This is a genomic window from Pseudomonas urmiensis (assembly GCF_014268815.2).
Lineage (GTDB): Bacteria > Pseudomonadota > Gammaproteobacteria > Pseudomonadales > Pseudomonadaceae > Aquipseudomonas > Aquipseudomonas urmiensis.
The window spans coordinates 83,840-109,663 of record NZ_JABWRE020000002.1 but is presented as its reverse complement, the minus strand read 5'-3'; the positions used below and the strand labels follow the sequence as shown (position 1 = coordinate 109,663).

Genomic DNA, 25,824 nt, shown 5'->3' with positions numbered 1-25,824 from the left:
TGGTGATCAGCTCATGCGGCTGATTTCGACCAGACGATCCGAGCCACCTTCGGCAACCCGGCCAGTGCGTTCGATCAGGCGATCCGAACCACCCTCGGCAACCCGGCCAGTGCGTTCGATCAGACGATCCGAGCCACCTTCGGCAACCCGGCCAGTGCGTTCGATCAGGCGATCCGAGCCACCTTCGGCAACCCGGCCAGTGCGTTCGATCAGGCGATCCGAACCACCTTCGGCAACCCGGCCAGTGCGTTCGATCAGACGATCCGAACCACCTTCGGCAACGCGCGCTGCACGTTCCTGCAAGCGTTCAGCGCCACCTTCGGCCAAGGTGTTCAGCGGTTGCGCAACTGTAGCCGAGCTCGAACGCGATTCGGCGGTCAGGTGTTGATCCTGAGCGGGCAGGGCGAAGGCGTTGGCGGCGGCGATGGAAAGGGTCAGGCTCAGCAGCAGATGGCGTTTCATGATTTCGGTGCTCCTCTGGGGGGCTGGAAAGTGGGTACGAAGCCAATGCTACTCCCGGTAACTCCAGAGAAAAGTTCATAAGGCTAATGGTAACAATCGACGGTATTGATACTCAGTTGCGACCCTTCTATCTCGCGTGTTTCTGAGGCTGAGGTGGCGATTTGATGGTTGGCCCGATGGGTAACAGCCGAGCCGGGAACAGACCAAAAGCTGAGAGGGGAGTCAGGAAATTCTTGGTTATCATGGGTTGTTCGATTAAACCCCGCAGCTTTTCATCAGTCCGACATACTAAGTGCCATCGTCGTGCCCGCCTTGTGCCATGCAGTCAGGAGAATTACGCAATGACGCGCCCTGCCAGAATCTTCACCTGGATCTTCACCAGCCTGATCACCGTGCTGGCGATACTGGTGGTGGTCATCGCCACGTTCGATTGGAATCGCGCCAAGCCGCTGCTCAACGAGAAGGTTTCCGAGGCCCTGCACCGGCCCTTCGCGATCAACGGCAACCTCGCTGTGCAGTGGCGCACCGAGCCTGAAGAGGGCGGTTGGCGAGCCTGGGTGCCCTGGCCGCACTTCATCGCCGAAGACCTGACCCTGGGCAACCCCGACTGGCTCAAGGAGCCCACCATGGTCGGCTTGGAGAAGGTCGAATTCCGCCTCTCGCCGTTACCGCTGATGTTCCAGCAGATCGTCATTCCGCGCATCGACCTGACCAAGCCCACAGCCAGCCTCAATCGGCTGGCCGATGGCCGTGCTAACTGGACCTTCGATTTCGGCCCGAAAGATGAAAACGCCGAGCCGTCGAAATGGGTACTGGACATCGGCGCCATCGGTTTCGACCAGGGCAACGTCAGCTTCGATGACCAGACCCTGAAAACCAGCATGAAGGTGCAGATCGATCCACTGGGCAAGCCAATCCCGTTCAGCGAGATCGTTGGCAAGGCCAGCGCCGAGAAAGCCGGTGGCGCCCAGGATTATGCCTTCGGCCTCAAGGCGCAAGGCCGCTACAAGGGCCAGCCGGTGTCCGGTACCGGCAAGATCGGTGGCCTGCTGGCCCTGCAGGACGCCAGCCAGCCGTTCCCGCTGCAAGCGGATGTGCGCATTGCCGACACCCATGTAGTGCTCGCCGGTACCCTCACCGACCCGCGCAACCTGGGCGCGCTCGACCTGCGCCTGCGCCTGGCGGGCAGCAGCCTGGGCAATCTCTACCCGCTGACCGGCGTGACCCTGCCGGATACCCCGGCCTATTCCACCGACGGCCACTTGCTTGCCAACCTGCATGCGCCTGAAGGCGCGCGGTTCAGCTACGAAGGCTTCAACGGCAAGATCGGCGACAGTGACATCCATGGTGACCTGGCCTTCGTCGCCAGCCAACCGCGGCCGAAGTTGACTGGCAAGCTGGTCTCCAACCAACTGTTGTTCAAGGACCTGGCGCCGCTGATCGGCGCTGACTCCAACGCCGAGCAGAAGGCCCGTGGCGGAGCCAGCAAGCAGCCCACCGGCAAGGTGCTGCCGGTAGAAGAGTTTCGCACCGAACGCTGGCGCGCCATGGACGCTGACGTCAGCTTCAGCGGCAAGCGCATCGTGCACAGCGAGCAATTGCCCTTCAACGACCTCTCGGCCCATGTCCTGCTGGAAGACGGCGTGCTGCGCCTGGAGCCGCTGCGCTTTGGCGTGGCAGGTGGCAACCTGGCTTCTAACATCCGCCTGGACGGGCGCAGCGTGCCCTTGCAGGGCCGAGCCAAGCTCACTGCCCGGGGCTTCAAGCTCAAGCAATTGTTCCCCAGCTTTGCGCCGATGCAGACCAGCTTTGGTGAGCTCAATGGCGATGCCGACTTGAGTGGCCGGGGCAATTCGGTGGCGGCCCTGCTGGGTACTTCCAACGGCGATCTGCGCCTGCTGATCAACGACGGCGCGATCAGCCGCAGCCTGATGGAGATCGCCGGGCTGAACGTGGGTAACTATGTGGTCGACAAGTTGTTTGGCGACAAGGATGTGAAGATTAACTGCGCCGCGGCGGATGTCGGTATCAAGGATGGCCTGGCGACCACCCGGCTGTTCGTCTTCGATACCGAGAACGCGATCATCTACGTCAATGGCACGGCTAACTTTGCCAGCGAGCAGCTGGATCTGAAGATCACCCCGGAGTCGAAAGGGGTGCGCTTGTTCTCGCTGCGCTCGCCCTTGTACGTGCGCGGGCCGTTTGCCAAACCCAATGCTGGCGTGCAGGCGGTGCCGCTGGCATTGCGTGGAGTAGGGATGGTGGCGTTGGGGCTTGCTGTAGGGCCTGCGGCGGGGTTGCTGGCGCTGATTGCGCCGAGTGGCGATGTGCCCAATCAGTGTACGCCGCTACTGGAGCAGATGCGGGCTGGGAAGGCGCCGGCGGCGGTCAAAGCCAAGAAGTGAAGCGAATCTTACTCATGCGTGGAAGCGGGCTTGCTCCGCGATAGCGATGGTGAACTCACCGACGCTATCGCGGGGCAAGCCCGCTCCCACGTAAGGGTTTGAATCAAAGGCCTTGGAGCAGATCCGCCATGTCATCAGCGTGCTCTTCTTCCTGCGCCAGGATGTCCTCGAAGATCCGCCGAGTAGTCGGGTCACTCTCACCAATGAACTGAATGATCTCGCGATAGCTATCGATCGCGATGCGTTCAGCCACCAGGTCTTCCAGCACCATTTCCTTCAGCGAGTTACCCGCCACGTACTGTGCATGGGAGTTCTTGCTCAGGTTATCCGGATTGAAGTCCGGCTCGCCGCCCAGCTGGACGATCCGCTCAGCCAGCTTGTCGGCATGCTCCGATTCTTGGTTGGCGTGCTCGAGAAACTCCGCGGCAGCAACGCTGGCCTTGATGCCACTGGCCATGAAGTAATGGCGCTTGTAGCGCAGGACACACACCAGCTCGGTTGCCAGTGACTCGTTGAGCACACGCAGGATCTTCTCGCGATCAGCGCTGTAGCCCTCGGTCACCGCCCCTTGCTCGACATGCTGACGGGCACGCTCGCGCAGGGTTTTCACATCGGTCAGTTCAACGTTGCTCATGGTTATCTCCGAAGATTCAGGGTGGTCAGGGTGTCAGGAGGGCTTAGGCGCCGGGCACGGCTTCCTTGTCCTCTTCTCGTTGCTTGCAGGTCTTGAAGCCCTTCGCATCGACATGGCCAGTGGCATCGAAACGCACGTAGTAGGGCTGTTGGTGGCCGTCGCGGTTGAGGATGTAGTCGTTGCAGGTGCCGCCATGGGGCAGATCGATGACATTCGATGGGCTGCCGCCGATGGCAATCACCTTCTGCATGGTCATGCCGTGTTCGACCTGCTTGACCAGCGGTTCATCGCGGTAGGTGACGTAGTCGACCGGGTTCTCTGGGCGGCTGCCGCAGGCGGCCAGGGTGGCGCTGGCCAGAAGGATTGCCAGGGTCTGCTTGTACATGGTCCCGCTCCTTGCTCAGGGTCTGTTTGGTTTGGAACCGCACGACGCGCCAGGAGTTCGATTGCGATGTTCATCGACATGGCGCTAGTGTTGGCCGACTGACCATGGAGAGGGATGGGCGATGAACCAGGATCTGGCCACGCGTTACCCGTTGGTGCTGGTGCCGGGAATGCTCGGTTTTGTGCGGCTGCTGCTCTATCCCTATTGGTTTGGCATCGTCGCCGCGTTGCGCAAAGGTGGCGCGCAGGTGTTCCCGGTGCAGGTGTCGCCGCTGCATTCGAGCGAAGTGCGCGGGGAGCAGTTGCTGGCGATCATCGAGGACATCTGCCAGCGCACCGGGGCTGAGCGGGTCAACTTGATCGGTCATAGTCAGGGTGCGCTCAGCGCCCGCTATGCGGCGGCCAAGCGGCCAGACCGGGTGGCTTCGGTAACCTCGGTCGCAGGCCCCAATCATGGCTCGGAGCTGGCCGACTATCTCGACCATAAGGCGCCTGGCGACTCACCCCATGGGCGCATTCTCAAGGCCGTGCTACATGGCCTAGCGGTGTTGCTGGTGTGGCTGGAGACCGGTTGGCGCCGCGATCCACTGCCAATCGATGTGCACGCCTCGCATCAATCGCTGACCCACCATGGCGTGGCCCGCTTCAACCAGGCTTATCCACAGGGCCTGCCAGAGGTGTGGGGTGGCGAGGGCGCATATGAAGTCAATGGCGTGCGCTACTACTCCTGGTCCGGCACCCTGCAACCAGGGCGCACTGATCAAGGACGTAATCGCTTCGATGGCAGTAACCGCTTCTGCCGCTTGTTCGCCCGCACCTTCGAGCGCGAGAAAGGCCAATGTGACGGCATGGTCGGGCGCAACAGCTCGCACCTGGGTCAGGTGATCGGCGATGACTATCCGCTGGATCACCTGGACATCGTCAACCAGTCACTGGGCGCGGTCGGCAAGGGCGCCGAGCCGGTGCGACTGTTCACCGAACACGCCGCTCGGCTCAAGGCTGCCGGGCTGTAGCGGCGCGGCGTACGGGGGTGGTCCAACGCTCGGCGAGCAGTACCCCGGCCAGGGTCAGCAGGCCGCCATACAGGTGATAGGCGGCCAGCTGCTCGTCCAGCACCCAGGCGGCGATCAGCGCCGTCACCACCGGCAGCAGGTTGAAGAACAAGGTCGTGCGGCTCGGCCCCAGGCGATGCACAGCCTGCATCCACAGTAGTGGGGCAATCATCGAGGCCAGTACGCAGGCGTACAGCACCAGGCTGAGGTTGTGTGGGTTGAGCCCGGTTTTCGCCGACAGCAGGAACAGCGGCAGCAGTACGATGATCGCCACCAGCACTTGCAGGTACAGCAACTGCAACGGCGGCAAACGCAATTGCCACTTCTTCAGCAAGAAGCTGTACAGGGCGTAGGCGAAGGTCGCCACCAGCATCAGCAGGTCGCCGCGATTCAAGCCCTGGTCGAGCAACCCCAGCGGGTGGCCGGCCGACACCACTTCCAGGACCCCAACGAAGGACACCAGCGCCCCGAGCAGTGCGCCGAAGGTCAACCGCTGGCCGAGCCAGGCGATCGACAGGGCCAGGGACATCAACGGCATCAGCGAGAGAATGATGCCCATGTTGGTGGCGCTGGTGATCTCTGCGGCGAAGTAGGCCAGGCTCTGGTACAGGGCCATGCCGAGGATGCCGAGGATGAAGATCTTGCCCAGGTGCGGGCGGATTGCCGGCCAATTACGCCAGACTTTGGGCAGCAGGAACGGGGTGAACAACAGGCCAGCCAGCAGCCAGCGGTAGAAACCGATCTCGGCCGGGAAGATGGCGCCGGCCGAGAGTTTGGTGACTACTGTGTTGCCGGCCCAGATGAGGATGGCCATGAGGGGGAATGCGTAGTTCATGTAACTGGGGCTCTTTGGATAACGACGAGCGTGGGAGCAGGCTGCGGTGGTGAGTTCACTGCCGCTAGCGCGGGGCAAGCCCGCTCCCACGATGACCGTCATTATCCTTCTGTCTGTATGCAGACCTATACTTGCATCCAGACAACCCACCCCTAGATCCAGACAATGACCGGCAAATACCTCGCCATCCCCCAGTTCGACCAGCTCCCCGCCCCGGTCTACTTTCGCTACGACGAATTCGGCGCCGACACCATCAGCGCGCCCCATCGCCACACCTGGGGCCAGCTCAACTACGCCGCCCACGGCGTGATGCACCTGGATGTCGACGGCCAGCGCTTCATCTCACCGCCGCATCTGGCGGTGTGGGTGCCACCCGGCTGTGAGCATGGTTGCTACAACCCCCAGGCCATCGTCTATCGCTCGGTCTATTTGCACCGCGACCTGTGCCACGACTTGCCGCAGCAGCCCTGTAGCCTGGTGATCAGCGACATTCTCAAGGCGATCCTCAGCGATTTTGCCCGTCGTGACCTCAAGGTCGCCCAGGATCAGTGCGACCTGCGCCTGACCCAAGTCCTGCTCGATCAGCTGCACCTGTCGCCGACCCAGGCCTGCTACCTGCCGTTCGCCCGCAGCGAAGGCTTGAGCCAGATTCTCGACGCCCTCAGCGCCGAGCCAGGCGACAACCGCCCCTTGGCCGACTGGGCCGCGCGTATCCATGTCAGCGAGCGCACCCTGGCCCGGCAGTTTCTGCGCGAGCTGGGCATGAGCTTTGGTGAATGGCGGCTGCGCTTGCGCTTCTTGCGCGCGATCGAGGCGCTGGAGGCCGGCACGCCGATCCAGTCGATCGCCTTCGATCTTGGCTACAGCAGCGCCTCGGCGTTCATCGCCATGTTCCAGCGCCAGGCGCACTGCACGCCGCAGCAGTATCGCCGGCAGGCGCGCGCGGCCTGAGCAGGGGGTGGGCATTGTTGGCTACACTCAGGCGCATGTCCGTGCATCGGGCGCGGAGACAAGGAGACCACTCCATGAAGATGCTGCAAGTGCCGTTGCTGGTGTTGGGTGTGTTGATCAGTGCACAGGGATTCGCCGCCACTGCCCAGCAGGAGAAAATGAAGACCTGCAATGCCGAGGCTACCGAGCAAACCCTCAAGGGCGATGAGCGCAAGGCGTTCATGAGCAAATGCCTGAAAGCCACCCAGCAGGAAAAGATGAAGAGCTGCAACGCCACCGCGACCGAAAAGGCGCTCAAGGGTGATGAGCGCAAGGCCTACATGAGCGACTGCCTGAAGAAGAAATGACCTGCGCCTATGTTTGCCGGGCGAAGGCTGGCAGACTGCGGATCTTTTCCGCTGTCTGCCCCTGAGGCTGTATGACTTTCACCCCTCGCCAAGTCACTCTGGCCAGCTGGATCATCGTGTTTGCCGGCCTGCTGCTGGCGCTGCCGCTGAAGTTGCTGCCGAGCCTGCTGGCCGGCCTGCTGGTCTTCGAATTGGTCAACATGCTCACCCCCAGGTTGCAGCCATTGATCGCCGGGCAGCGTGCGCGCTGGCTGGCCGTGGCGCTGCTCGGCACTCTGGTCGTCACTACCCTGACCCTGTTGATTGCCGGCGCTTTCAGCTTCCTGCTGCACGAAGCGGAGAATCCTGGCGCGTCGTTGGACAAGTTCATAGGTCTGGTCGAGCGCGCCCGTGGGCAGTTGCCGCCGTTCATCGAAGGCTACCTGCCGGCCAGTGCGGCCGAGTTCAAAGTGGCGATTGGTGACTGGCTCAAGAGCCATCTGGGTGAGCTGCAGCTGGTAGGCAAGGGCATGGCGCACATGTTCGTCACCTTGCTGATCGGCATGATTCTCGGCGCCATCATTGCCTTGCAGCGCATCCCGGACATTTCCCGGCGCAAACCTCTGGCCGCCGCGCTGTTCGAGCGTCTGAGCCTGCTGGTCAAGGCGTTTCGCAATATCGTTTTCGCCCAGATCAAGATTTCCCTGCTCAACACCTTCTTCACCGGCATCTTCCTGGCGGTGGTGTTGCCGATGTTCGGCGTGCACCTGCCGCTGACCAAGACCCTGATCGTGTTGACCTTCCTGCTGGGGTTGCTGCCGGTAATCGGCAACTTGATGTCCAACACCTTGATCACCATCGTTGGTCTGTCGCTGTCGATCTGGGTGGCGGTGGCGGCGTTGGGTTATCTGATCGTGATCCACAAGGTCGAGTACTTCCTCAACGCGCGGATCGTAGGTGGGCAGATCAGTGCCAAATCGTGGGAATTGCTCTTGGCCATGCTGGTGTTCGAGGCGGCGTTTGGTTTGCCGGGGGTGGTGGCGGGGCCGATCTACTACGCCTATTTGAAGAGTGAGTTGCGCCGGGCTGAGTTGGTCTGAGGGTTGAGTTCGTCAGTACCTGCCTCTTCGCGGGCAAGCCCGCTCCCACAGGGTTCAGTGCAACGGTTACTACGGTGCTGAGCCTGTGAAATTTGGCTCAGCGCAATCATCAGAACAACGCTGAACCTGTGAAATTTGGTTCAGCGCAATCATCAGAACAACGCTGAACCTGTGGGAGCGGGCTTGCCCGCGAAGAGGCCGGGACAGACTGGCGAAATGACTCAGACAGTTCCGTAGCGCTTGCGCGCCTCGATCGCCAGACCACTACCAATGCTGCCAAAGATATTGCCTTCGACATGCCGGGCATTGGGCAGCATCGCCGCCACGCTGTTGCGCAGCGCCGGGATCCCGCTCGAACCACCGGTAAAGAACACCGTATCCACCTGGCTCTCAGTGACCCCGGCCTTGTTCAGCAACTCGCTGACACTGCCGCGTACCCGCTCCAGCAAACCGTCGATGGCCTCCTCGAACACTGCCCGGGTCAGCTCCACACCCAGCTCTGGCTCGATCCGACGCATGTCGATGCGCCGGCTCGGCTGCTCGGTCAGTTCGATCTTGCTGGCTTCCACTTCCATGGCCAGCCAGTGCCCGGCACGCTGCTCGATGACCTTGAACAGGCGGTCGATACCCAGCGCGTCTTCGATGTCATAGCGCATGCTGCCCAACGCCAGCTGCGATTTCTGCGAGTACACCGAGTTGATGGTGTGCCAGGTCGCCAGGTTCAGGTGGTAGCTGGTCGGCATCAGGGCGCCGCTCTTCATCCGGCTGCCATAACCAAACAACGGCATCACGCCCTGCAGGCTGAGCTGTTTGTCGAAGTCGGTCCCGCCGATGTGCACACCGCCAGTGGCGAGGATGTCGCTCTGGCGCTCATCCAGCAGATGACGTTCCGGCGACAGGCGGATCAGCGAGAAGTCGGAAGTACCCCCGCCGATGTCGACGATCAGCACCAGCTCTTCGCGGTCGATGCCCGACTCATAGTCGAAGGCCGCGGCGATCGGCTCGTACTGGAACGACACGTCCTTGAAGCCGATCTTGCGCGCGACGTCGGCCAGGGTGTCCTCGGCCTCCTGGTCGGCAGCCGGGTCTTCATCGACGAAGAACACCGGACGGCCCAGTACCACCTGCTCGAACTCGCGGCCGGCAGCGGCCTCGGCACGCTTTTTCAGCTCGCCGATGAACATCCCCAGCAGGTCCTTGAACGGCAGCGCAGTGCCGAGCACGCTGGTGTCATGCTTGATCAGCTTGGAGCCGAGCAGGCTCTTGAGCGAGCGCATCAAGCGCCCTTCGTAGCCTTCCAGGTACTCGTGCAGGGCCAGGCGGCCGTATACCGGGCGACGCTCCTCGATATTGAAGAAGACCACCGAGGGCAAGGTGATCTTGCCTTCTTCCAGGGCGATCAGCGATTCGGCACCTGGGCGGTGCCAGCCGACCGTGGAGTTGGAGGTACCAAAGTCGATGCCCAGGGCGCGGGCCGGGGATACGTCGGACATGAAAAATAGCTTCCGGAGGCAAAACGGCCGCGCAGTTTATGCCAGTGGCCAGCAGAATCAAGACCAGTCGTCTGCTCTCGAGCAACCCCAAGCTGCCCTTGAAAGGCTATGCTTGACCCCTATCTTCAGAAGCAACGTGCAATTTCTCATTGGTGATCCATAGATGGACTTCAAAGACTATTACAAGATACTCGGCGTAGAGCCCACCGCGGACGACAAGGCGATCAAGGCCGCGTACCGCAAGCTGGCGCGCAAGTATCACCCCGATGTCAGCAAGGAGCGCGACGCCGAGGACAAGTTCAAAGAGGCCAACGAGGCCTACGAAGTGCTCGGCGACGCGCAGAAACGCGCCGAATTCGACGAGATCCGCAAGTATGGCGGCCAACATGGCCGGCCGTTCCAGGCACCCCCTGGCTGGCAGAGCCGGGGTGGTGCGGGTGCTGGCGGTGGCTTCGAAGGCGGCGATTTCTCGGATTTCTTCAGCTCGATCTTCGGCGCCCGGAGTGGCAGCCCGTTCGGTCGTGGCCAGCAGCAACAACAACGTAGCGCGGGCAGGCGAGGGCAGGACGTGGAACTGGAGCTGGCAGTCTTTCTTGAAGAGACGCTGAATAACGAGTCCAAGCAGATCAGCTTCCAGGTCCCGCAGACCAATGGCGCCGGCCAGCGTACCGGGTTCACCACCAAGACCCTCAACGTCAAGATTCCAGCTGGTGTTGCCGACGGCGAGCGTATCCGCCTCAAAGGCCAAGGCGCGCCCGGTGTCGGCGGCGGCGCCAATGGCGACTTGTTCCTGACCATTCGCATGGCACCGCACCCGCTGTTCGATGTCGAAGGTCATGACCTGATCATCACCGTGCCGCTGGCGCCGTGGGAGGCTGCGCTGGGTGCCAAGGTTGAAGTGCCGACCCTGAGCGGCAAGATCAACCTGACCATCCGCCCCGACAGCCAGAGCGGCCAGCGCCTGCGGATCAAGGGCCGGGGCCTGGCGACCAAGCACGGCGAGCGCGGTGACTTGTATGCCCAGCTCAAGGTGGTCATGCCGACCCAGTCGGATGCCGAGACCCGCGAATTGTGGAGCAAGCTGTCCGAGAAAGCCGCGTTCAATCCGAGGACACAATGGAGTAGTTGATCATGAGCAGCACCCTGATCGTTCAACTGGACATGCGTACCCTCTGTCAGGAAGCCAACCTTTCGGCCGACTGTGTGATCGAAATCGTCGAACATGGGATTGTTGAACCTTCAGGGCGAACGCCTGAAGACTGGCTGTTCGACGACCGCGCGCCGGTGACGGTCAAGCGTGCGGTGAAGCTGCATGATCAGCTTGAGCTGGAGTGGGAAGGCGTAGCGCTGGCGCTGGAGCTGCTTGAAGAAGTGCAGCATCTGCGCAGTGAGAACAGCATGCTCCGGCAGCGCCTGGGGCGTTTCACCCAGCTGTAGAAACATCTGGTATCACGTGGGAGCGGGCTTGCCCCGCGATAGCGAGGGTAATTGCACTGCTGCTATCGCGGGGCAAGCCCGCTCCCACGTACGCGACTACTGTGGCTGTGCGCCGGGGTTCAACACCAGCTGCATGAAGGTCAAATCCAGCCAGCGGCCAAACTTCACCCCCACCTGCGCCATCTGCCCGGTGACCACGAACCCCAGCCGCTCATGCAGGCGCACCGACGCCGCATTGCCACTCTCGATCGCGGCCACCATCACATGCTTGCCACACGCCCGGGCCCGTTCCAGCAGTGCCTGCATCAGCACCGGGCCCAGGCCCTTGCCGCGCTGATCATCGCGCACGTACACCGAATGCTCGACGGTGTAGCGAAACCCCTCGAACGGCCGCCAGTCGCCAAACGACGCATAACCCAGCACGCCACTGGCATCCACCGCCACCAGGATCGGATAGCCCTGCTGCGCCCGCGCCGCAAACCAGGCTTGGCGGTTGGCCAGGTCGACCGGGGTTTCGTTCCAGATCGCCGTGGTGTTGCGCACGGCATCGTTGTAGATGTCGAGGATGCCCGGCACATCGCCTGGCAGGGCATCGCGGATCTCGTAACTCATGACAAGCGTCTCGCAGGGGAAGTGGGTGCAGATTAAATGGTTACCAGCCCGCGCACACCTTCGGCCTGCATGTTTTCCCCACGCCCCTGCTGGATGATCTCGCCACGGGCCATGACCAGGTAGTGGTCGGCAAGCTCGGCGGCAAAATCGTAGAACTGCTCGACAAGTAAAATGGCCATGTCGCCACGGTCGGCCAGCGTGCGGATCACCGCGCCAATCTCCTTGATCACCGACGGCTGGATGCCCTCGGTCGGTTCGTCGAGGATCAGCAGCCGCGGACGGCTGGCCAGGGCGCGGCCGATGGCCAACTGTTGCTGCTGACCACCGGAGAGGTCGCCGCCGCGGCGTTGCTTCATCTGCTCCAGCACCGGGAACAGCTCGTAGATGAACGCCGGCACCTCGCGGGCTTCGCGCGCCGGAAAGCGCGACAGGCCCATCAGCAGGTTTTCCTCGACGCTCAGGCGCGGGAAGATCTCGCGGCCCTGGGGCACGTAGGCGATGCCGGCGTGGACCCGTTGTTGTGGCTTGAGATTGGTGATGGCTTTGTCTTCCCAGTGCACGCTGCCTTCGCGTGCCGGGACCAGGCCCATCAGGCAGCGCAGCAGGGTGGTCTTGCCCACCCCGTTGCGCCCGAGCAGGCAGGTGACTTCACCGATCTTGGCCTCGAACGACAGGCCGCGCAGGATGTGGCTGCCGCCGTAGTACTGGTGCAGGGTGTCGATTTTCAGCATGAGTAGTCCCTTGATGTCCGTGGGAGCGGGTCTGCCCCGCGACAGCGACGGTGAATCCACTACCGCCATCGCGGGGCAAGCCCGCTCCCACGTAATGAAAATGAACGGCTTCAGCGGCCTAGATAAACCTCGATCACCCGTTCATCCGCCTGCACCTGTTCCAGCGATCCTTCGGCCAGCACACTGCCCTGGTGCAGCACGGTGACATGGTCGGCAATGCTGCCGACAAAGCCCATGTCATGCTCCACCACCATCAGCGAATGCTTGCCGGCCAGGCCTTTGAACAGCTCGGCAGTGAATTCGGTCTCGGCATCGGTCATGCCCGCCACCGGTTCGTCGAGCAGCAACAGCTGCGGCTCCTGCACCAGCAGCATGCCGATCTCGAGAAACTGCTTCTGCCCATGCGACAACAGCCCGGCCTGGCGCGCAGCCAGCGGCAGCAGGCGCACGGTGCTGAGCACCTCGTCGATGCGCTGTCGCTGCTCGCCCGACAGCCGCGCAGCCAGGCTGGCCCACACCGACTTGTCGGTTTTCAGCGCCAGCTCGAGATTTTCGTAAACCGTCAGCGCTTCGAACACGGTGGGTTTCTGGAACTTACGGCCAATCCCGGCCTGGGCAATCTGGTACTCGCTCATGCGGGTCAGGTCGAGGGTGTCGCCGAAGAACGCCGTGCCGGTATCCGGCCGGGTCTTGCCGGTGATCACGTCCATCAGGGTGGTCTTGCCGGCGCCGTTAGGGCCGATGATGCAGCGCAGCTCGCCGACCCCGATGTACAGGTTCAGTGCATTGAGCGCCTTGAAACCATCGAAACTGACGCTGATGTCTTCCAGGCTCAACACAGTGCCGTGGCGCACCTCCAGGCCTTTGCCGCGGCGCTGGCCAAGGCCGATGGCATCGCGGCCAGCACCTAACTGATCGAACACCGGTTCGAGCATGAACTCGGGGTGTACCGGGGGCACGCCTTTCATGGCTGGCTCCTTTTCTTCAACAGGCCGACCACACCCTTGGGCAGGTAGAGGGTGACGACAATGAACAGCGCACCGAGGAAGAACAGCCAGAACTCCGGGAAGGCCACGGTGAACCAACTCTTCATGCCATTGACCAGACCGGCGCCGAGTAGCGGCCCGATCAGCGTGCCACGCCCGCCCAACGCGACCCACACTGCGGCTTCGATGGAGTTGGTCGGCGACATCTCGCTGGGGTTGATGATGCCCACCTGCGGCACGTACAACGCCCCGGCCAGGCCACACAGGACGGCGCTGAGCACCCACACCAGCAGCTTGAAGCCGCGCGGGTCGTAGCCGCAGAACATCAGCCGGTTTTCCGCATCACGCAGCGCGGTAAGCAGCCGGCCAAACTTGCTCACGGTCAGCCGCCAGCACAGGAACAAGCTCGCCAGCAACAAGCCGACCGTGAGCAGGAACAACACCGCCCGGGTGCCTTGCGCGGCGATATCGAAGCCCAGGATGGTGCGAAAGCTGGTAAAGCCGTTGTTGCCGCCAAAGCCGGTCTCGTTACGGAAGAACAGCAGCATGCCGGCGAACGTCAGCGCCTGGGTCATGATCGAGAAGTACACGCCCTTGATCCGCGAGCGGAAGGCGAACCAACCAAACACCAGCGCCAGCAGGCCCGGCGCCAGCACCACCAGGCACATGGCCCAGGCGAAGTGCTGGGTGCCGGCCCAGTACCAGGGCAGCTCGGTCCACGACAGGAAGATCATGAAGCCCGGCAGGCTATCGCCGGCGGCCTGGCGCATCAGGTACATGCCCATGGCGTAGCCGCCCAGGGCGAAGAACAGCCCATGGCCGAGCGACAGCAGCCCGGCGTAGCCCCAGACCAGGTCCAGGGCCAGGGCGACGATGGCGTAGCAGAGGATCTTGCCGACCAGCGTCAGGGTATAGGCCGATACCTGCAGCGGGTGATCTGCCGGCAGCAGCGACAGCAGCGGCAGGGCCAGCAACAGCAGGACGACGGCGATGCCGATAGCCAGCGGTTCATCAGTCGATTACCCGTCCCTTGAGGGCGAACAGGCCTTGCGGACGCTTCTGGATGAACAGGATGATCAGCGCAAGGATGAGGATTTTGCCCAGTACCGCACCCATCTGCGGCTCCAGCAATTTGTTGGCGATGCCCAAGCCAAACGCGGCCCACAGGCTACCGGCGAGTTGCCCGACACCGCCGAGCACCACCACCAGGAACGAGTCGATGATGTAGCTCTGGCCAAGATCCGGGCCGACGTTGCCGACCTGGCTCAGGGCCACCCCACCAAGGCCAGCGATCCCCGAGCCGAGGCCGAAGGCGAGCATGTCTACCCGGCCTGTGGAGACGCCGCAGCAGGCGGCCATGTTGCGGTTTTGGGTCACCGCACGCACGTTAAGGCCCAGACGGGTGCGATTGAGCAGCAGCCAGGTCAGCAGCACCACAGCCAGAGCGAAGCCGATGATCACCAGGCGGTTATAGGGCAAGACCAGGTTGGGCAGCACCTGGATGCCGCCCGACAGCCAGGCCGGGTTGGCCACTTCGACGTTCTGCGCGCCGAACAGCAGGCGGATCGCCTGGATCAGGATCAAGCTGATGCCCCAGGTCGCCAGCAGGGTTTCCAGCGGCCGGCCATACAGATGGCGGATCACCGTGCGCTCCAGCGCCATGCCGACCCCGGCACTGACGGCGAAGGCCACAGGCAGGGCGATCAGCGGGTAGAACTCGATGGCCCCGGGCAGGTAGCGCTGCAGCAGCACCTGGACCATGTAGGTGCTGTAGGCGCCGAGCATGAGCATCTCGCCATGGGCCATGTTGATCACCCCGAGCAGGCCGAAGGTGATCGCCAGGCCCAGTGCCGCGAGCAACAGGATCGAACCTAGCGACAGGCCGCTGAAGGCCTGGCCGAGCAGCTCGCCGATCAGCAACTTGCGTTTGACCTGGGCCAGGCTGGTTTCAGCCGCGGTGCGTACGGCCGCATCGTTTTCGGCGCCAGGCTGCAGCAGCGCCTCCAGGCGCGTGCGGGCCAAGGGGTCGCCGGTTTCACCGAGCAAGCGCACCGCCGCCAGGCGTACGGCCGGTTCGCTGGCGCCCAGTTGCAGGTTGGCCAGGGCCAGGCCGAGGGCGGCGTGCACGGCGGCGTCCTGTTCGCTGGCGAAGCGTCGGTCGAGAAAGGCCATTTGCGCTGGTTGGGCGCTGCGTTGCAGCTCGCTGGCAGCGGCCAGGCGCACGCTGGCATCGTCGCTGAACAGTTGGTGGCTGGCCAAAGCGTTGCCGATCAGCCCACGCAAGCGGTTGTTCAGGCGCACTTTGCGGGTGTCGTCGGGCGCGATGCGGCCTTGCTTGAGCGAGCTGAGCAGGGCCAGCCGAGTGGGGTCTGGCTGCGCCGCCCAGTCCTGGAGCAGGCGCGCCTGCTCAGCGGGTTTGGCGCTGAGGAAAAATTCGCCTTCGCTGGCCTGGGTTGCCAGGGGCAGCAGCAGGAGCAGGGCGAGCAGAAGTCGATACATGGGGTATCCCTGGACGAGGGTGGTGTATTCATCGCGGGGCAAGCCCGCTCCCACGGAGATTGCACAGGTTTTCGAAACGTGCTCGTTACCTGTGGGAGCGGGCTTGCCCGCGAATGGCCGCGTAGCGGCCACAGCCAATCAGTTACCTTTCACGGCGTAATCTGGCCGCTTGTCATTCCCCGGAATGAACGGGCTCCAAGGCTGCGCCCGCAGTGGCTGCTCGGTCTCCCAGACCACGCTGAACTGCCCGTCATCCTGGATCTCGCCGATCATCACTGGCTTGTGCAGGTGGTGGTTGGTCTTGTCCATGGTCAAAGTGAAACCGGACGGTGCCTTGAAGCTCTGTCCGGCCAGCGCCTCGCGCACTTTGTCGACATCGGTCGATTTGGCCTTCTCGGCCGCCTGCGCCCACATATGGATACCGACGTAGGTGGCTTCCATCGGGTCGTTGGTCACGGCTTTGTCAGCGCCCGGCAGGTTCTTGGCCTTGGCATAGGCCTTCCAGTCGGCGACGAACTTCTGGTTGACCGGGTTATCCACCGACTCGAAGTAGTTCCACGCCGCCAGATGCCCCACCAATGGCTTGGTGTCGATGCCGCGCAGTTCCTCTTCGCCGACCGAGAACGCCACCACCGGCACGTCGGTCGCCTTCAGGCCCTGGTTGGCCAGCTCTTTGTAGAACGGCACGTTGGAGTCGCCGTTGACGGTGGAGATCACTGCCGTCTTGCCGCCTGCGGAAAACTTCTTGATGTTGGCGACGATGGTCTGGTAATCGCTATGGCCGAACGGCGTGTAGACCTCTTCGATGTCCTTGTCGGCCACGCCTTTGCTGTGCAGGAAGGCGCGCAGGATCTTGTTGGTGGTGCGCGGATAGACGTAGTCGGTGCCCAACAGGAAGAAGCGCTGGGCGCTGCCACCGTCTTCGCTCATCAGGTACTCGACCGCCGGGATCGCCTGCTGGTTGGGTGCTGCGCCGGTGTAGAACACGTTCGGCGACATCTCTTCACCCTCGTACTGCACCGGGTAGAACAGCAGGCCGTTGAGCTCTTCGAACACTGGCAGCACCGACTTGCGCGACACCGAGGTCCAGCAGCCGAACACCACCGCCACCTTGTCCTGGGTCAGCAACTGGCGGCTCTTCTCGGCGAACAGCGGCCAGTTGGACGCCGGGTCGACCACCACCGGTTCGAGCAGCTTGCCATTGACCCCGCCCTTGGCGTTGATCTGCTCGATGGTCATCAAGGCCATGTCCTTGAGCGAGGTCTCGGAAATCGCCATGGTCCCGGACAGCGAATGCAGGATGCCGACCTTGATGGTCTCGGCGGCCTGGATGCTCCAGCTAAGGCCCATCGCCGCAATCGATGCGCTGAGGGTAAAAGCCTTGATCAGACTGCGACGCTTCATGTGCTCTCTCCGTTGAGTTTTTTATGGTGTTGGCAACCCGGGAGAGGGCATGTGCAAGGGGTGTGCCCAGTTTTTGGACACGGCAAAGCCGCCGTTTTTCGGGGCTTGCAGAGGTGGGGGTGGAGAAATGAGGTCCAGCTTGGTGCCAGTAGGCCCTGCGTGCACAGGATTGGGGCCGCTGTGCGGCCCTTCGCGGCGGTTCGGCGTCCTGACAAGCCCGCCCTAACAGGTGCGCGCTATCCCTGTGGGAGCGGGCTTGCCAGGACGCCGAACCGCCGCGAAGGGCCGCACAGCGGCCCCACAGGCTTTCAGTCTTGCGCGTTGCTGACAGCCGCGCGCGGATGACGACGGCTACGCACGAACTGATAAGTCACCGCCAGGATCACGAACCACAACGGCGTCACGATCAACGCCTTGCGCGTGTCGTCTTCCAGGGCCAGCAGCACCAGGATGCCGGCGAAGAACACCAGGCACACGTAGCACATGAAGCGCCCGCCCGGCATCTTGTAGGTCGAAGCCTGGTGCAGCGCCGCGCGCTGGACGCGGTACTTCAGGTACGACAGCAGGATCAGCGTCCAGACGAACATGAACAGTAGCGCCGATACGGTCGTGACCAGGGTGAACGCCTCGACCACATCAGGGATCACGTAGATCAACACCGCCCCCAGCAGCAGGCAGGTGCACGAGAACAACAGACCATTGGCCGGTACCGCGCGACGCGAGAGTTTCTCGAACGCCTTGGGCGCATCGCCCTCCTGGGCCAAGCCGAACAGCATGCGGCTGGTGGAGAACACGCCGCTGTTGGCTGAGGAGGCCGCCGAGGTCAGCACCACGAAGTTGATGATGCTCGCCGCTGCCGGCAGGCCCGCCAGCACGAACAACTCAACGAACGGGCTCTTGCCCGGCACTACGTCGCGCCATGGCGTGACGGCCATGATCGCGATCAGCGCCAGCACGTAGAACACGATGATGCGGATCGGGATCGAGTTGATCGCCCGTGGCAGGGTGCGTTGCGGGTCCTTGGCTTCGGCGGCAGTGGTGCCCACCAGCTCGATGCCGACGAAGGCGAACACGGCGATCTGGAAGCCGGCGAAGAAACCCATCAGGCCATGCGGGAACATCCCGCCGTCGTTCCACAGGTTGGCCAGTTGCGCGGTGCGCCCGCTCGGCGATTCGAAGCCGGTGATGACCATGTACAGGCCAGTGGCGACCAGGCCGAGGATGGCGACGATCTTGATCATGGCGAACCAGAACTCAAGCTCGCCGAACATCTTCACGGTGACCAGGTTCAGCGACAGCAGCAGCGCCACGCAGGTCAGCGCCGGTATCCACTGGGGCAGGTCAGGGAACCAGAACTGTGAATAGGCGGCAATGGCGACGACGTCGGCGATACCCGTGACCACCCAGCAAAACCAGTAGGTCCAACCGGTGAAGTAGCCGGCCCAAGGCCCGAGCAGGTCGGCCGAGAAGTCGATGAAGGATTTGTAGTTGAGGTTCGACAGCAGCAGCTCGCCCATCGCCCGCATGACGAAGAACAGCATGAAGCCGATGATCATGTAGACGAAGATGATCGACGGGCCGGCGAGGCTGATGGTCTTGCCCGAGCCCATGAACAGGCCGGTGCCGATCGCGCCGCCGATGGCGATCAATTGGATGTGGCGGTTGGTCAGGTTGCGTTGTAGATGCTGGTCATCAGCAGGCGTGGAGGAGGTCCGGGTCATTGGCTGCATTCCATTGAGGGTCAGTCTTTTTGTGCGAGCCGAGTAGGCTAACACGCGCGTCCCAATTCGGGGCGCGACAGATCGACACGACATCTGTGCTGTTTTTGTCCTCATCGCGGGGCAAGCGCGCTGCCACGAATTGCAAATGCTTCGTGGGAGCGGGCTTGCCCCGCGATGAGGCCATCAGTTCAGAATCAGGCCCTAGCCATCACCCTGCGCCGCACCACCAGGCTATCGACCATCCACATCACCAGCATCGACACCCCCACCAGCGGGAACGCCACGCCCAGCACCAGCATCACCACCGTCGCCGTCTTCCAGCGCGGCAGGTCATGACGCAACGGCGGTACCCCCAGCCCACCCGTCGGCCGGCGTTTCCACCACATCACCAGGCCACTGACCGAGCCCAGCAGAATCATCAGGCACACCAGCAAAATGATGATCTGGTTCAGCGCCCCGAACATCTTGCCCTCATGCAGCATCACCCCAAGCTCGGTGGCCCGGGCGACTGGGCTGTAGTCCTGCCAGCGCACATCCGCCAGCACCTTGCCGGTGTACTGGTCGACATGCAGGGTGGCGTCGTTACGCGGATCATCAGCGAACACCGCCAGGGTGAACACGCCATCGGCAGTGGTCGGCAGGGTGATGCTGTAGCCAGGCTCGACCTGGCGATGGGTGGCGATGTCCTCAACCTGCTGCAGGCTGACCTGCGGCGCGGCCGGGGCGCTCGACATCATGTGATGGCCAGCATGTTCGGCATGCGCGCCGGACTGCGGCATGGGCGTGTTCTCCATCGCCCAAGGCACGGTCTGGCGATGCGCCTGGTTGAGCACGCGAGCTTGTTGGTCCGACGTGGGCACGTCATTCCACATGGCAGCCGGGAAGCGATTCCACAAATCGGCATACTGCTTGCCCCACAGGCCGGTCCAGGTCATGCCGCTGAGCAGCATCAACAGCAGCAGCGCCGAGCCCCAGAAGCCACTGACCGCATGCAGGTCGCGCCACAGCACCCGGCCGCGGGCAGACAGGCGTGGCCACAGCACACCGGCACTGTTGCGCCCGCGCGGCCACCACAGGTACAGCCCCGACACGACCAGGACGATGCCCCAGCCAGCCGCCAGCTCCACCAGGCGATCGCCCACGGTGCCGACCATCAGCTCGCCGTGCAGGGCGCGGGCCACGGCTTGCAGGTTCTGCTTGGCGTCTTGCTCACCGAGCACCTTGGCGCTGTATGGGTCGACGAACACGTTCAGTTCGCGGCCGCCGTCATGCACCACGAACTGCGCGCTGCGCTCGGCGTTGAGTGGGGGCAGGTATTGGGCCACATGCCCCTGCGGGTAGGCCTGGTGCACCTGGCTGAGCAGGGTGTCGGCGTCTTGGCGGTGATGACCGGCCTCGACCACCATCAGCTCGCGGTACATCAGCGGGTCGAGCTGTGGCTTGAACAGGTAGATGATCCCGGTGATCGCCAGCAGGATCATGAATGGCGCGACGAACAGCCCGGCGTAGAAATGCCAGCGCCAAGCCAGGTTATAGAAGGAAATGCGTGGTCCGCTCATGGAACCTCCCATCGGCAAGGTGAAAGGGCGCGTCCGTAGCCGCGCCCATTGTTGTTGTCAGAAGCTGATATCGACCTTGGTCCAGAAGGTCCGGCCTGGCTCGCTAACCGGCTGTGGATCGCTGGCCGGATAGCCGAACCCGGCGTTCCCGGCCAGGTTCAAGTGCTCGGCGTAGGCTTTGTCGAACAGGTTGTCGACGCCCGCGCTGAGCTTGAGGTTGTTGTTCACCTTGTAGGCACCATTGAGCGAGAACACCCCAAAGCCTGCGCTTTTTTCGTAGTCCTTGCCGACCACGTTGCCTTGGTTTTCGGCGATGCGATTCTGCGCCGCCACCAGTCGCCACAACGCCCCAGTGCTCCACTTGTCCTGGCTGTAGGTCAGGCCCAGGCGGCTTTCCAGGGGCGGCATCTGTGGCAGCGCTTTGCCATCACTGCTGTTCTTGCCCCAAGCGTAGGCCAGGGTCGCGTCGGCTTTCCAGTTTTCCGACAGCTTGTAGGCTGCGCCAAGTTCGCCGCCCATGATCCGAGCGTCGATGTTCTGCGCCTGGGAGGTGCTCATGCCCATCATGCCGGTGCGGTAGTCGAACAGGATGTAGTCGCGGATCTGCCCGACATAGCCCGAGGCCCAGGCCTCCATGCGCTCGTCGCGGTACTGGATACCGAAATCGAGCTGGGTGGTCTTCTCCGGCTTGATGCCGTCAAAGGCATTGGCTGCACCGGCCGGGCCTTGCTTGGGCGAGAACAGCTCCCAGTAATCGGGGAAGCGCTGGGCATGGCCGAGGCCGATGTAAGTGGTTGCCGAAAGCGCCGCCAGATCATGCTCATAGCGCACGAAACCGCTGGGCAGGGTGTCGGCGCGGGTGTCGCCGCCGGTGGCGCTGGTCTGGCGGAAATCGCGGGCAGAGGCGCGGTCCAGGCGCGCACCGGTAATCAGACGGTCAGCGCCTGTGGCGTACCAGGTCAGTTCGCTGAACAGCCCATAGTTATGGAAGTCGGCATCCTTGGTCCATGACTGGCCCTTGTGCGCATCGACGCCCATGCCGCCGCGCTTGCGGTGCTCGTTGGTCTGGGCATCGATGCCGCTGATCAACTGCACATCGGCCCAGCGCCAAGTGGCCTTGATCCGCGCGCCCAGGGTGCGACGGTCGACGTTGCTGACCATCGGCATGCCCATCATGCCGCTGCCTGACGGTGTGCGCAGGCTGTAGTTGTCCATCACGTGGTCGGCGTAGTTGTAGTAGACCTGCGCCTCGATCTTGTCGAGCACCTCGCCGAGGTTGGATTTCTCGAAACGCAAGCCGAGGCTTTCGCGCTTGAACTGCGAGCCGTCCATGCCACGTCCGGCGTAGCGCGCCTCGCCATCGCCCTTGCCGGCGGTGAGTTCGAGCAGGGTGTCGGCGTCCGGGGTCCAGCCGAGGGTGAGGTCGCCGTTCCACTTGTCCCAGCGCGAGGGCACGCTGTCGCCGTTGCCGTCTTGATAGTCGTCGGAGCGCGATTGGTTGCCGACAAAGCGCGCATAGGCCTGGCTGTTGCCGGCAGCTGCGTCGAGGACTTTGTCGAAGCGGCCGTTGGAACCGGCCAGCAGGCTGGCGTTGACCCGGCTGCCGAGCGTGCCGAAGCGTTCCGGCTCGCGTTCGAAGAGGATGGTCCCCGCCGAACCGCCCGGCCCCCAGATCACGCTTTGCGGGCCTTTGATCACGGTCAGGCGGTCGTAGGTTTCCGGCGAAATGTAGGAGGTCGGGGCGTCCATTCGGTTGGGGCAGGCGCCGAGCATCACGCCGCCGTTGGTGAGGATGTTCAGGCGCGAGCCGAACATGCCGCGCAACACCGGATCGCCATTGGTGCCACCGGAGCGAATCGCCGAGAAGCCCGGGATGGTCTTCAGGTAATCGGCGCCGTCGCTGGCCGGTACTGGCTGGCGTGGGTCCTTGGGGTTGGTGACGATGGTCAGCGGCGAGCTGGGCGCGACAGCGGTGATTACCGTCGGGCTGAGCTCGGCAGAATCGTGCTCATGGCCTTGGTGGCCGGGCTCGGCCGCCAGCGCCAGGGGGGCCAGCAGCGAGCCGCAGAGCACGGCGATGGTCCCGCGCAGGGACAGGGCAAAAACAGGGGTGCAGCCGGACATAATGATTCCAGTCGATCAGTCATGAGTGGGCGCGAAGCCTCCTGGCTCCGTGCGGTCAATAGGTGTTCAGACGTCGATCGACAAGAAGGGCGGAGCGCGACTGCGCGCACCAGGGAAGACGGCCTGACCGGCGTGGCCCTGGCGGGTAAGCGCATGCAGGGGTGGGGCGGGCGGGGTACTACTGGCGTTGAGCGGACTGAAGGTTTGCGGCAAGGCTGGGCAGTTGAACAGCAGGCTGCAATAGCCGCATTTTTCCCACAGCGCGTGCAGCTCGCCATCGCTGCCATGGCCATGGTGCCCGGCGTCGGCATGGCTGTGGCCGGCGGACATGCTCATGTCCATCGGCATATTCATGCCGGCGTGGTGATCCATCGGCATCGACTGGGAAACCAGTGGGCCGATGAAGATCATCCACATGGCGAACAGGCTCAGCCAGCCGCCACCGGCGCGCCTGCGATCAGGGCGGGTGGTACGGCGGATGGTCCGTTCGCGCAGCACGCTCATGGCGAGTGCCTGTCAGCGATCAGTGCGCGTGCTGGTGCTCTGGCTGGTCGGTCGGTGGTTGTTTCTGCACCGCGACCTGCACGGTGATGTCACCGGCCTTTTCGAAGTGCAGGGTCAGCGGGAAGCGTTTGCCGTCGCTGAGCAGGCTGCGGTCCTTGGGCTGCATGAGCATCACGTGGTAGGCGCTGGGGGCGAATACCAGGTCCTGGCCTGCCGGGATCGCCACGCTGGGCACCTGCTGCATTTTCATCAGGCCTTCGGCGGTCTTGGCGTGCTCGTGCAGTTGCGCATCATCGCTGATCGGGCTGGCGACGCTGAGCAGGCGATCATCCTGCTTGCCGTTGTTGTGCACGACGAAATAGGCCGCCACGTTGGGCGCGTTGGGCGGCAGTTCCAGCGACCACGGGTGGGCGATGTGCAGGTCGCCCTGGGAGTATTCATGGGCGTTGGCGAAGGCGCCGGGCAACAGCAGGGCGGCCAGGACGAGGGCTTGCTTGAGCATGGAATGAGATCTCCGATCTGTGCAGGTTCAGGGCGATAGCGTCGAGAACTCAGGCCAGCGGAGAGGCACGCGGGTTTAACGCCGGCCAGAGCTGGCGAGGCGTAGGTTGATAGCGGGCGAGGTTGGGTAGTTGGCCAATGCTCAGGTGCGCCGGGCTGTGCAACTGTGGCGGCTGGCCGGGTAGGGCCAGTAGCGGCGCTGCGCCCGAGCAGCACCAGCAGTGCTGCATGTTGGCGTGCGCGTCGCCTTGATCGCCGAGATCGATCTTGGCCAGGGCCTTTACATCGAGCTTGGCTTTGGCGCCCATGCTGGAACAGAAAGCCCCCCACAGCAGCTGCTCGGTCGCGCTCTTGGGCGCGGCCGATGACAGCGGCATGGCCAGCAAATTGAACAGCACTGCAAGGCAGGCTATCCAGGCGATGTGCCGACGTGGGGGCATGGAGAGATCCGGTCAGGAATCGTGGCGGGTATTGTACGGCGGAGTATAGGTAAAAATGCCGGGGTGCGGTGAAGTGCCGCAGGCATGAGGTGAGTGTTGCCTTATCAGCAGGCCCGATACCTTCCAGTCGGTGTCGTTTGCTTTGGGGCCGCAGCGCGGCCCTTCGCGGGTTAACCCGCTCCCACAGGTCTCGCATTGATCTTGCGCTCGATGCTGTGCCTGTAGGAGCCGAGTTGTCGGGGTGTCTTAGGCCTTGCGCCCAAGCAACCCGCGCACGGTCTCTTGCAGATCCGCAGGCAACACCACAACCTTGGCGTTGTCGCTGCCGGCCAGATTCTCCATCGCGCCAATGTAGCGCTCACCGAGCAGGTACATGGCCGGGGTGGTTTCCGTCCCTACTGCATCGCGCACCAGCGAAATCGCACGCGCCGACGCTTCTGCCAGGTTGATCTGCGCCTCGGCATCCAGCTTGGCCGATTGCAGGCGGGCTTCGGCTTCCAGAATCGCGGCCTGCTTGGCGCCTTCGGCACGGGTTACATCGGCTTTACGCTCACGCTCGGCAGCCGCCTGGCGCTCCATGGCCATCTGCATGTTCTCGGACGGCTTGATGTCCTGGATCTCTACCGAGCGCACGGTCACGCCCCAGTCTTCGGTCTGTTCGGACATCGCCTCGCGCAGGCGTGCCTTGATCTGCTCGCGGCTGGACAATGCTTCGTCCAAATCCATCGCGCCGACGATAGCCCGCAGCGAAGTCATGGTCAGGCTGGTCACGGCGAAGGAGAAATTCTGCACGCCGTAGGAGGCTTTTTGCGGGTCGACCACCTTGGCGAAGCACAGGGCGTTGGCGACGATCACCGCGTTGTCCTTGGTGATGATTTCCTGCTGCTGCACATCGAGGATGATGTCTTTGGTCGGCAGGCGGTAGGCGACCACGTCCATGTACGGGATGACGATATTCAGGCCGGGCTTGAGGGTGCTGTGGTAGCGCCCCAGGCGCTCGACGATCCACTCCTCGCCCTGAGGCACGATGCGCACCCCTTTGAACACGGTGATGAGAACGAACACGGCGAGGGTGCCGACGACGATAAGACTGGTCATGCTACGAACTTCCTTTTAGTACGGATTCAGGCCCGGCTGACCCGGGCGGTGTTGCCTTCGATGGCGGTCAGGCGCACGCGCTCGCCAGCGGCGATGTCGCTGTCAGCGATGCAGGTCCATTCTTCGTTGCCCAAGATCGGCTTCTGGAAACGCACTCGGCCTTTCTGGAACTCAGAGACACTGGCGGTGAGCAAGCCGACTTCACCAATCACGCTATCGGCGGTCCAGCGCACATCGGCCTTCTTGCGCCGAAATAGCTTGAACCACAGAACGGTGGTGACAGAGGAAAACAGCACCCACAGCAGCACCTGCATATCCAGCTGCAGGTTTGGCGCGAGCAGGGCAATCAGCGACACCAGCACGGCACCGATGCCGAACCAGAGAATGAAGAACGTGGGCAGGACCAGTTCGAGTAGGATCAGGGCCACGCCGAAGACGAGCCAGATCCACCATTGCATTTCCATATGGGTGGGCCTTCCAGGAGAGAAGGGCGGAGTTTACGGCAGATTGCAGGCACAGGGCCATCTGCTTGTACGGTATGAGGGGGCTGAAATCTCCGAATATTG

At 63.1% G+C, this 25,824-nt stretch carries 26 protein-coding genes; 7 read left to right on the top strand and 19 right to left on the bottom strand.

Features of this window, described 5'->3' with window-relative positions:
* Positions 1-6: 6 nt before the first annotated feature.
* Positions 7-462: a phage infection protein gene (locus HU737_RS25655; RefSeq protein ID WP_186555575.1), complete on the bottom strand. Its 456-nt coding sequence runs from the start codon at positions 460-462 to the stop codon at positions 7-9.
* 341 nt (positions 463-803) lie between these two features.
* On the opposite strand from HU737_RS25655, the gene HU737_RS25650 reads away from it, so the two are divergent.
* Positions 804-2,867: an AsmA family protein gene (locus tag HU737_RS25650; protein WP_186555574.1), complete on the top strand. Its 2,064-nt coding sequence runs from the start codon at positions 804-806 to the stop codon at positions 2,865-2,867.
* Between the two features lie 103 nt (positions 2,868-2,970).
* Here HU737_RS25650 and HU737_RS25645 read toward each other — a convergent pair whose 3' ends face one another.
* Together HU737_RS25645 and osmE are read right to left on the bottom strand one after the other, a co-directional pair.
* A complete protein-coding gene (locus tag HU737_RS25645) occupies positions 2,971-3,501 on the bottom strand; it encodes a ferritin-like domain-containing protein (protein WP_186555573.1) in 531 nt (176 codons plus the stop codon).
* A gap of 43 nt (positions 3,502-3,544) precedes the next feature.
* Positions 3,545-3,886: an osmotically-inducible lipoprotein OsmE gene (gene osmE, locus HU737_RS25640; RefSeq protein ID WP_186555572.1), complete on the bottom strand. Its 342-nt coding sequence runs from the start codon at positions 3,884-3,886 to the stop codon at positions 3,545-3,547.
* A 121-nt stretch (positions 3,887-4,007) separates the two neighbouring features.
* Between osmE and HU737_RS25635 the strand changes: the two genes are divergently transcribed.
* Positions 4,008-4,898, top strand: a complete 891-nt coding sequence (locus HU737_RS25635; protein WP_186555571.1) for an esterase/lipase family protein — start codon at positions 4,008-4,010, stop codon at positions 4,896-4,898.
* On the opposite strand, the gene HU737_RS25630 is transcribed toward HU737_RS25635, so the two are convergent.
* Complete coding sequence (locus tag HU737_RS25630; RefSeq protein ID WP_186555570.1) at positions 4,879-5,772, bottom strand: DMT family transporter; 894 nt, start codon at positions 5,770-5,772, stop codon at positions 4,879-4,881. The two genes, HU737_RS25635 and HU737_RS25630, sit on opposite strands and share 20 nt — an antisense overlap.
* Positions 5,773-5,937: 165 nt before the next feature.
* Between HU737_RS25630 and HU737_RS25625 the strand changes: the two genes are divergently transcribed.
* The 3 genes from HU737_RS25625 to HU737_RS25615 all read left to right on the top strand — a co-directional run bounded on the left by HU737_RS25625 (position 5,938) and on the right by HU737_RS25615 (position 8,149).
* Positions 5,938-6,723, top strand: a complete 786-nt coding sequence (locus HU737_RS25625; RefSeq protein WP_186555569.1) for an AraC family transcriptional regulator — start codon at positions 5,938-5,940, stop codon at positions 6,721-6,723.
* 74 nt (positions 6,724-6,797) lie between these two features.
* Positions 6,798-7,070: a PsiF family protein gene (locus HU737_RS25620; protein ID WP_186555568.1), complete on the top strand. Its 273-nt coding sequence runs from the start codon at positions 6,798-6,800 to the stop codon at positions 7,068-7,070.
* Between the two features lie 71 nt (positions 7,071-7,141).
* Positions 7,142-8,149, top strand: a complete 1,008-nt coding sequence (locus tag HU737_RS25615) for an AI-2E family transporter (protein ID WP_186555567.1) — start codon at positions 7,142-7,144, stop codon at positions 8,147-8,149.
* A gap of 221 nt (positions 8,150-8,370) precedes the next feature.
* Here the strand turns inward: HU737_RS25615 and HU737_RS25610 are convergent, their stop codons facing one another.
* The gene (locus HU737_RS25610) at positions 8,371-9,642 is read right to left on the bottom strand and encodes an Hsp70 family protein (RefSeq protein WP_186555566.1); all 1,272 of its coding nucleotides are present in this window, start codon (positions 9,640-9,642) and stop codon (positions 8,371-8,373) included.
* Between the two features lie 163 nt (positions 9,643-9,805).
* On the opposite strand from HU737_RS25610, the gene cbpA reads away from it, so the two are divergent.
* Positions 9,806-10,771, top strand: coding sequence for a curved DNA-binding protein (cbpA, locus tag HU737_RS25605; RefSeq protein WP_186555565.1), 966 nt, complete (start codon positions 9,806-9,808; stop codon positions 10,769-10,771).
* A gap of 2 nt (positions 10,772-10,773) precedes the next feature.
* A complete protein-coding gene (locus tag HU737_RS25600; RefSeq protein WP_186555564.1) occupies positions 10,774-11,079 on the top strand; it encodes a chaperone modulator CbpM in 306 nt (101 codons plus the stop codon).
* A gap of 96 nt (positions 11,080-11,175) precedes the next feature.
* On the opposite strand, the gene HU737_RS25595 is transcribed toward HU737_RS25600, so the two are convergent.
* From HU737_RS25595 to HU737_RS25530, 14 genes are all read right to left on the bottom strand, one after another.
* Positions 11,176-11,691: a GNAT family N-acetyltransferase gene (locus HU737_RS25595; protein WP_186555563.1), complete on the bottom strand. Its 516-nt coding sequence runs from the start codon at positions 11,689-11,691 to the stop codon at positions 11,176-11,178.
* Positions 11,692-11,723: 32 nt separating this feature from the next.
* Complete coding sequence (urtE, locus tag HU737_RS25590; RefSeq protein ID WP_186555562.1) at positions 11,724-12,422, bottom strand: urea ABC transporter ATP-binding subunit UrtE; 699 nt, start codon at positions 12,420-12,422, stop codon at positions 11,724-11,726.
* A 110-nt stretch (positions 12,423-12,532) separates the two neighbouring features.
* A complete protein-coding gene (urtD, locus tag HU737_RS25585; RefSeq protein WP_186555561.1) occupies positions 12,533-13,390 on the bottom strand; it encodes an urea ABC transporter ATP-binding protein UrtD in 858 nt (285 codons plus the stop codon).
* Positions 13,387-14,412, bottom strand: a complete 1,026-nt coding sequence (gene urtC / locus HU737_RS25580; RefSeq protein ID WP_186555653.1) for an urea ABC transporter permease subunit UrtC — start codon at positions 14,410-14,412, stop codon at positions 13,387-13,389. Before urtC ends, urtD begins: the two co-directional genes overlap by 4 nt.
* 7 nt (positions 14,413-14,419) lie before the next feature.
* Positions 14,420-15,907 (bottom strand): urea ABC transporter permease subunit UrtB, encoded by a 1,488-nt coding sequence (gene urtB, locus HU737_RS25575; protein WP_186555560.1) that lies wholly within the window; start codon positions 15,905-15,907, stop codon positions 14,420-14,422.
* A gap of 138 nt (positions 15,908-16,045) precedes the next feature.
* Entirely contained in the window at positions 16,046-17,311 is a 1,266-nt protein-coding gene (gene urtA, locus HU737_RS25570) for an urea ABC transporter substrate-binding protein (RefSeq protein WP_186555559.1), read from the bottom strand.
* Between the two features lie 308 nt (positions 17,312-17,619).
* Positions 17,620-19,032, bottom strand: coding sequence for a D-serine/D-alanine/glycine transporter (cycA, locus tag HU737_RS25565; RefSeq protein WP_186555558.1), 1,413 nt, complete (start codon positions 19,030-19,032; stop codon positions 17,620-17,622).
* 194 nt (positions 19,033-19,226) lie between these two features.
* Positions 19,227-20,591, bottom strand: coding sequence for a PepSY-associated TM helix domain-containing protein (locus HU737_RS25560; protein ID WP_186555557.1), 1,365 nt, complete (start codon positions 20,589-20,591; stop codon positions 19,227-19,229).
* A gap of 57 nt (positions 20,592-20,648) precedes the next feature.
* On the bottom strand, positions 20,649-22,715 hold the full coding sequence (locus HU737_RS25555; protein ID WP_186555556.1) for a TonB-dependent copper receptor: 2,067 nt from the start codon (positions 22,713-22,715) through the stop codon (positions 20,649-20,651).
* 66 nt (positions 22,716-22,781) lie between these two features.
* Positions 22,782-23,219, bottom strand: coding sequence for a DUF2946 domain-containing protein (locus HU737_RS25550; protein WP_186555555.1), 438 nt, complete (start codon positions 23,217-23,219; stop codon positions 22,782-22,784).
* Positions 23,220-23,238: 19 nt separating this feature from the next.
* Entirely contained in the window at positions 23,239-23,721 is a 483-nt protein-coding gene (locus tag HU737_RS25545; protein ID WP_186555554.1) for a copper chaperone PCu(A)C, read from the bottom strand.
* A 49-nt stretch (positions 23,722-23,770) separates the two neighbouring features.
* Positions 23,771-24,160 (bottom strand): DUF2946 domain-containing protein, encoded by a 390-nt coding sequence (locus tag HU737_RS25540; RefSeq protein WP_186555553.1) that lies wholly within the window; start codon positions 24,158-24,160, stop codon positions 23,771-23,773.
* A gap of 246 nt (positions 24,161-24,406) precedes the next feature.
* The gene (locus tag HU737_RS25535) at positions 24,407-25,258 is read right to left on the bottom strand and encodes an SPFH domain-containing protein (RefSeq protein WP_186555552.1); all 852 of its coding nucleotides are present in this window, start codon (positions 25,256-25,258) and stop codon (positions 24,407-24,409) included.
* Between the two features lie 26 nt (positions 25,259-25,284).
* Complete coding sequence (locus HU737_RS25530) at positions 25,285-25,722, bottom strand: NfeD family protein (protein ID WP_186555551.1); 438 nt, start codon at positions 25,720-25,722, stop codon at positions 25,285-25,287.
* Between the last annotated feature and the right edge of the window lie 102 nt (positions 25,723-25,824).

Coding starts and splice junctions, on each gene's coding strand:
- HU737_RS25630 (WP_186555570.1), bottom strand. CDS start 5,772: ATGAACTACGCATTCCCCCTCATGGCCATCCTCATCTGGGCCGGCAAC.
- HU737_RS25535 (WP_186555552.1), bottom strand. CDS start 25,258: ATGACCAGTCTTATCGTCGTCGGCACCCTCGCCGTGTTCGTTCTCATC.
- HU737_RS25540 (WP_186555553.1), bottom strand. CDS start 24,160: ATGCCCCCACGTCGGCACATCGCCTGGATAGCCTGCCTTGCAGTGCTG.
- osmE (WP_186555572.1), bottom strand. CDS start 3,886: ATGTACAAGCAGACCCTGGCAATCCTTCTGGCCAGCGCCACCCTGGCC.
- HU737_RS25530 (WP_186555551.1), bottom strand. CDS start 25,722: ATGGAAATGCAATGGTGGATCTGGCTCGTCTTCGGCGTGGCCCTGATC.
- HU737_RS25545 (WP_186555554.1), bottom strand. CDS start 23,721: ATGCTCAAGCAAGCCCTCGTCCTGGCCGCCCTGCTGTTGCCCGGCGCC.
- urtD (WP_186555561.1), bottom strand. CDS start 13,390: ATGAAAGGCGTGCCCCCGGTACACCCCGAGTTCATGCTCGAACCGGTG.
- HU737_RS25550 (WP_186555555.1), bottom strand. CDS start 23,219: ATGAGCGTGCTGCGCGAACGGACCATCCGCCGTACCACCCGCCCTGAT.
- HU737_RS25595 (WP_186555563.1), bottom strand. CDS start 11,691: ATGAGTTACGAGATCCGCGATGCCCTGCCAGGCGATGTGCCGGGCATC.
- HU737_RS25610 (WP_186555566.1), bottom strand. CDS start 9,642: ATGTCCGACGTATCCCCGGCCCGCGCCCTGGGCATCGACTTTGGTACC.
- HU737_RS25655 (WP_186555575.1), bottom strand. CDS start 462: ATGAAACGCCATCTGCTGCTGAGCCTGACCCTTTCCATCGCCGCCGCC.
- HU737_RS25615 (WP_186555567.1), top strand. CDS start 7,142: ATGACTTTCACCCCTCGCCAAGTCACTCTGGCCAGCTGGATCATCGTG.
- HU737_RS25650 (WP_186555574.1), top strand. CDS start 804: ATGACGCGCCCTGCCAGAATCTTCACCTGGATCTTCACCAGCCTGATC.
- HU737_RS25625 (WP_186555569.1), top strand. CDS start 5,938: ATGACCGGCAAATACCTCGCCATCCCCCAGTTCGACCAGCTCCCCGCC.
- HU737_RS25635 (WP_186555571.1), top strand. CDS start 4,008: ATGAACCAGGATCTGGCCACGCGTTACCCGTTGGTGCTGGTGCCGGGA.
- urtA (WP_186555559.1), bottom strand. CDS start 17,311: ATGAAGCGTCGCAGTCTGATCAAGGCTTTTACCCTCAGCGCATCGATT.
- cbpA (WP_186555565.1), top strand. CDS start 9,806: ATGGACTTCAAAGACTATTACAAGATACTCGGCGTAGAGCCCACCGCG.
- urtB (WP_186555560.1), bottom strand. CDS start 15,907: ATGTATCGACTTCTGCTCGCCCTGCTCCTGCTGCTGCCCCTGGCAACC.
- HU737_RS25560 (WP_186555557.1), bottom strand. CDS start 20,591: ATGAGCGGACCACGCATTTCCTTCTATAACCTGGCTTGGCGCTGGCAT.
- urtE (WP_186555562.1), bottom strand. CDS start 12,422: ATGCTGAAAATCGACACCCTGCACCAGTACTACGGCGGCAGCCACATC.
- HU737_RS25555 (WP_186555556.1), bottom strand. CDS start 22,715: ATGTCCGGCTGCACCCCTGTTTTTGCCCTGTCCCTGCGCGGGACCATC.
- HU737_RS25645 (WP_186555573.1), bottom strand. CDS start 3,501: ATGAGCAACGTTGAACTGACCGATGTGAAAACCCTGCGCGAGCGTGCC.
- cycA (WP_186555558.1), bottom strand. CDS start 19,032: ATGACCCGGACCTCCTCCACGCCTGCTGATGACCAGCATCTACAACGC.
- HU737_RS25600 (WP_186555564.1), top strand. CDS start 10,774: ATGAGCAGCACCCTGATCGTTCAACTGGACATGCGTACCCTCTGTCAG.
- HU737_RS25620 (WP_186555568.1), top strand. CDS start 6,798: ATGAAGATGCTGCAAGTGCCGTTGCTGGTGTTGGGTGTGTTGATCAGT.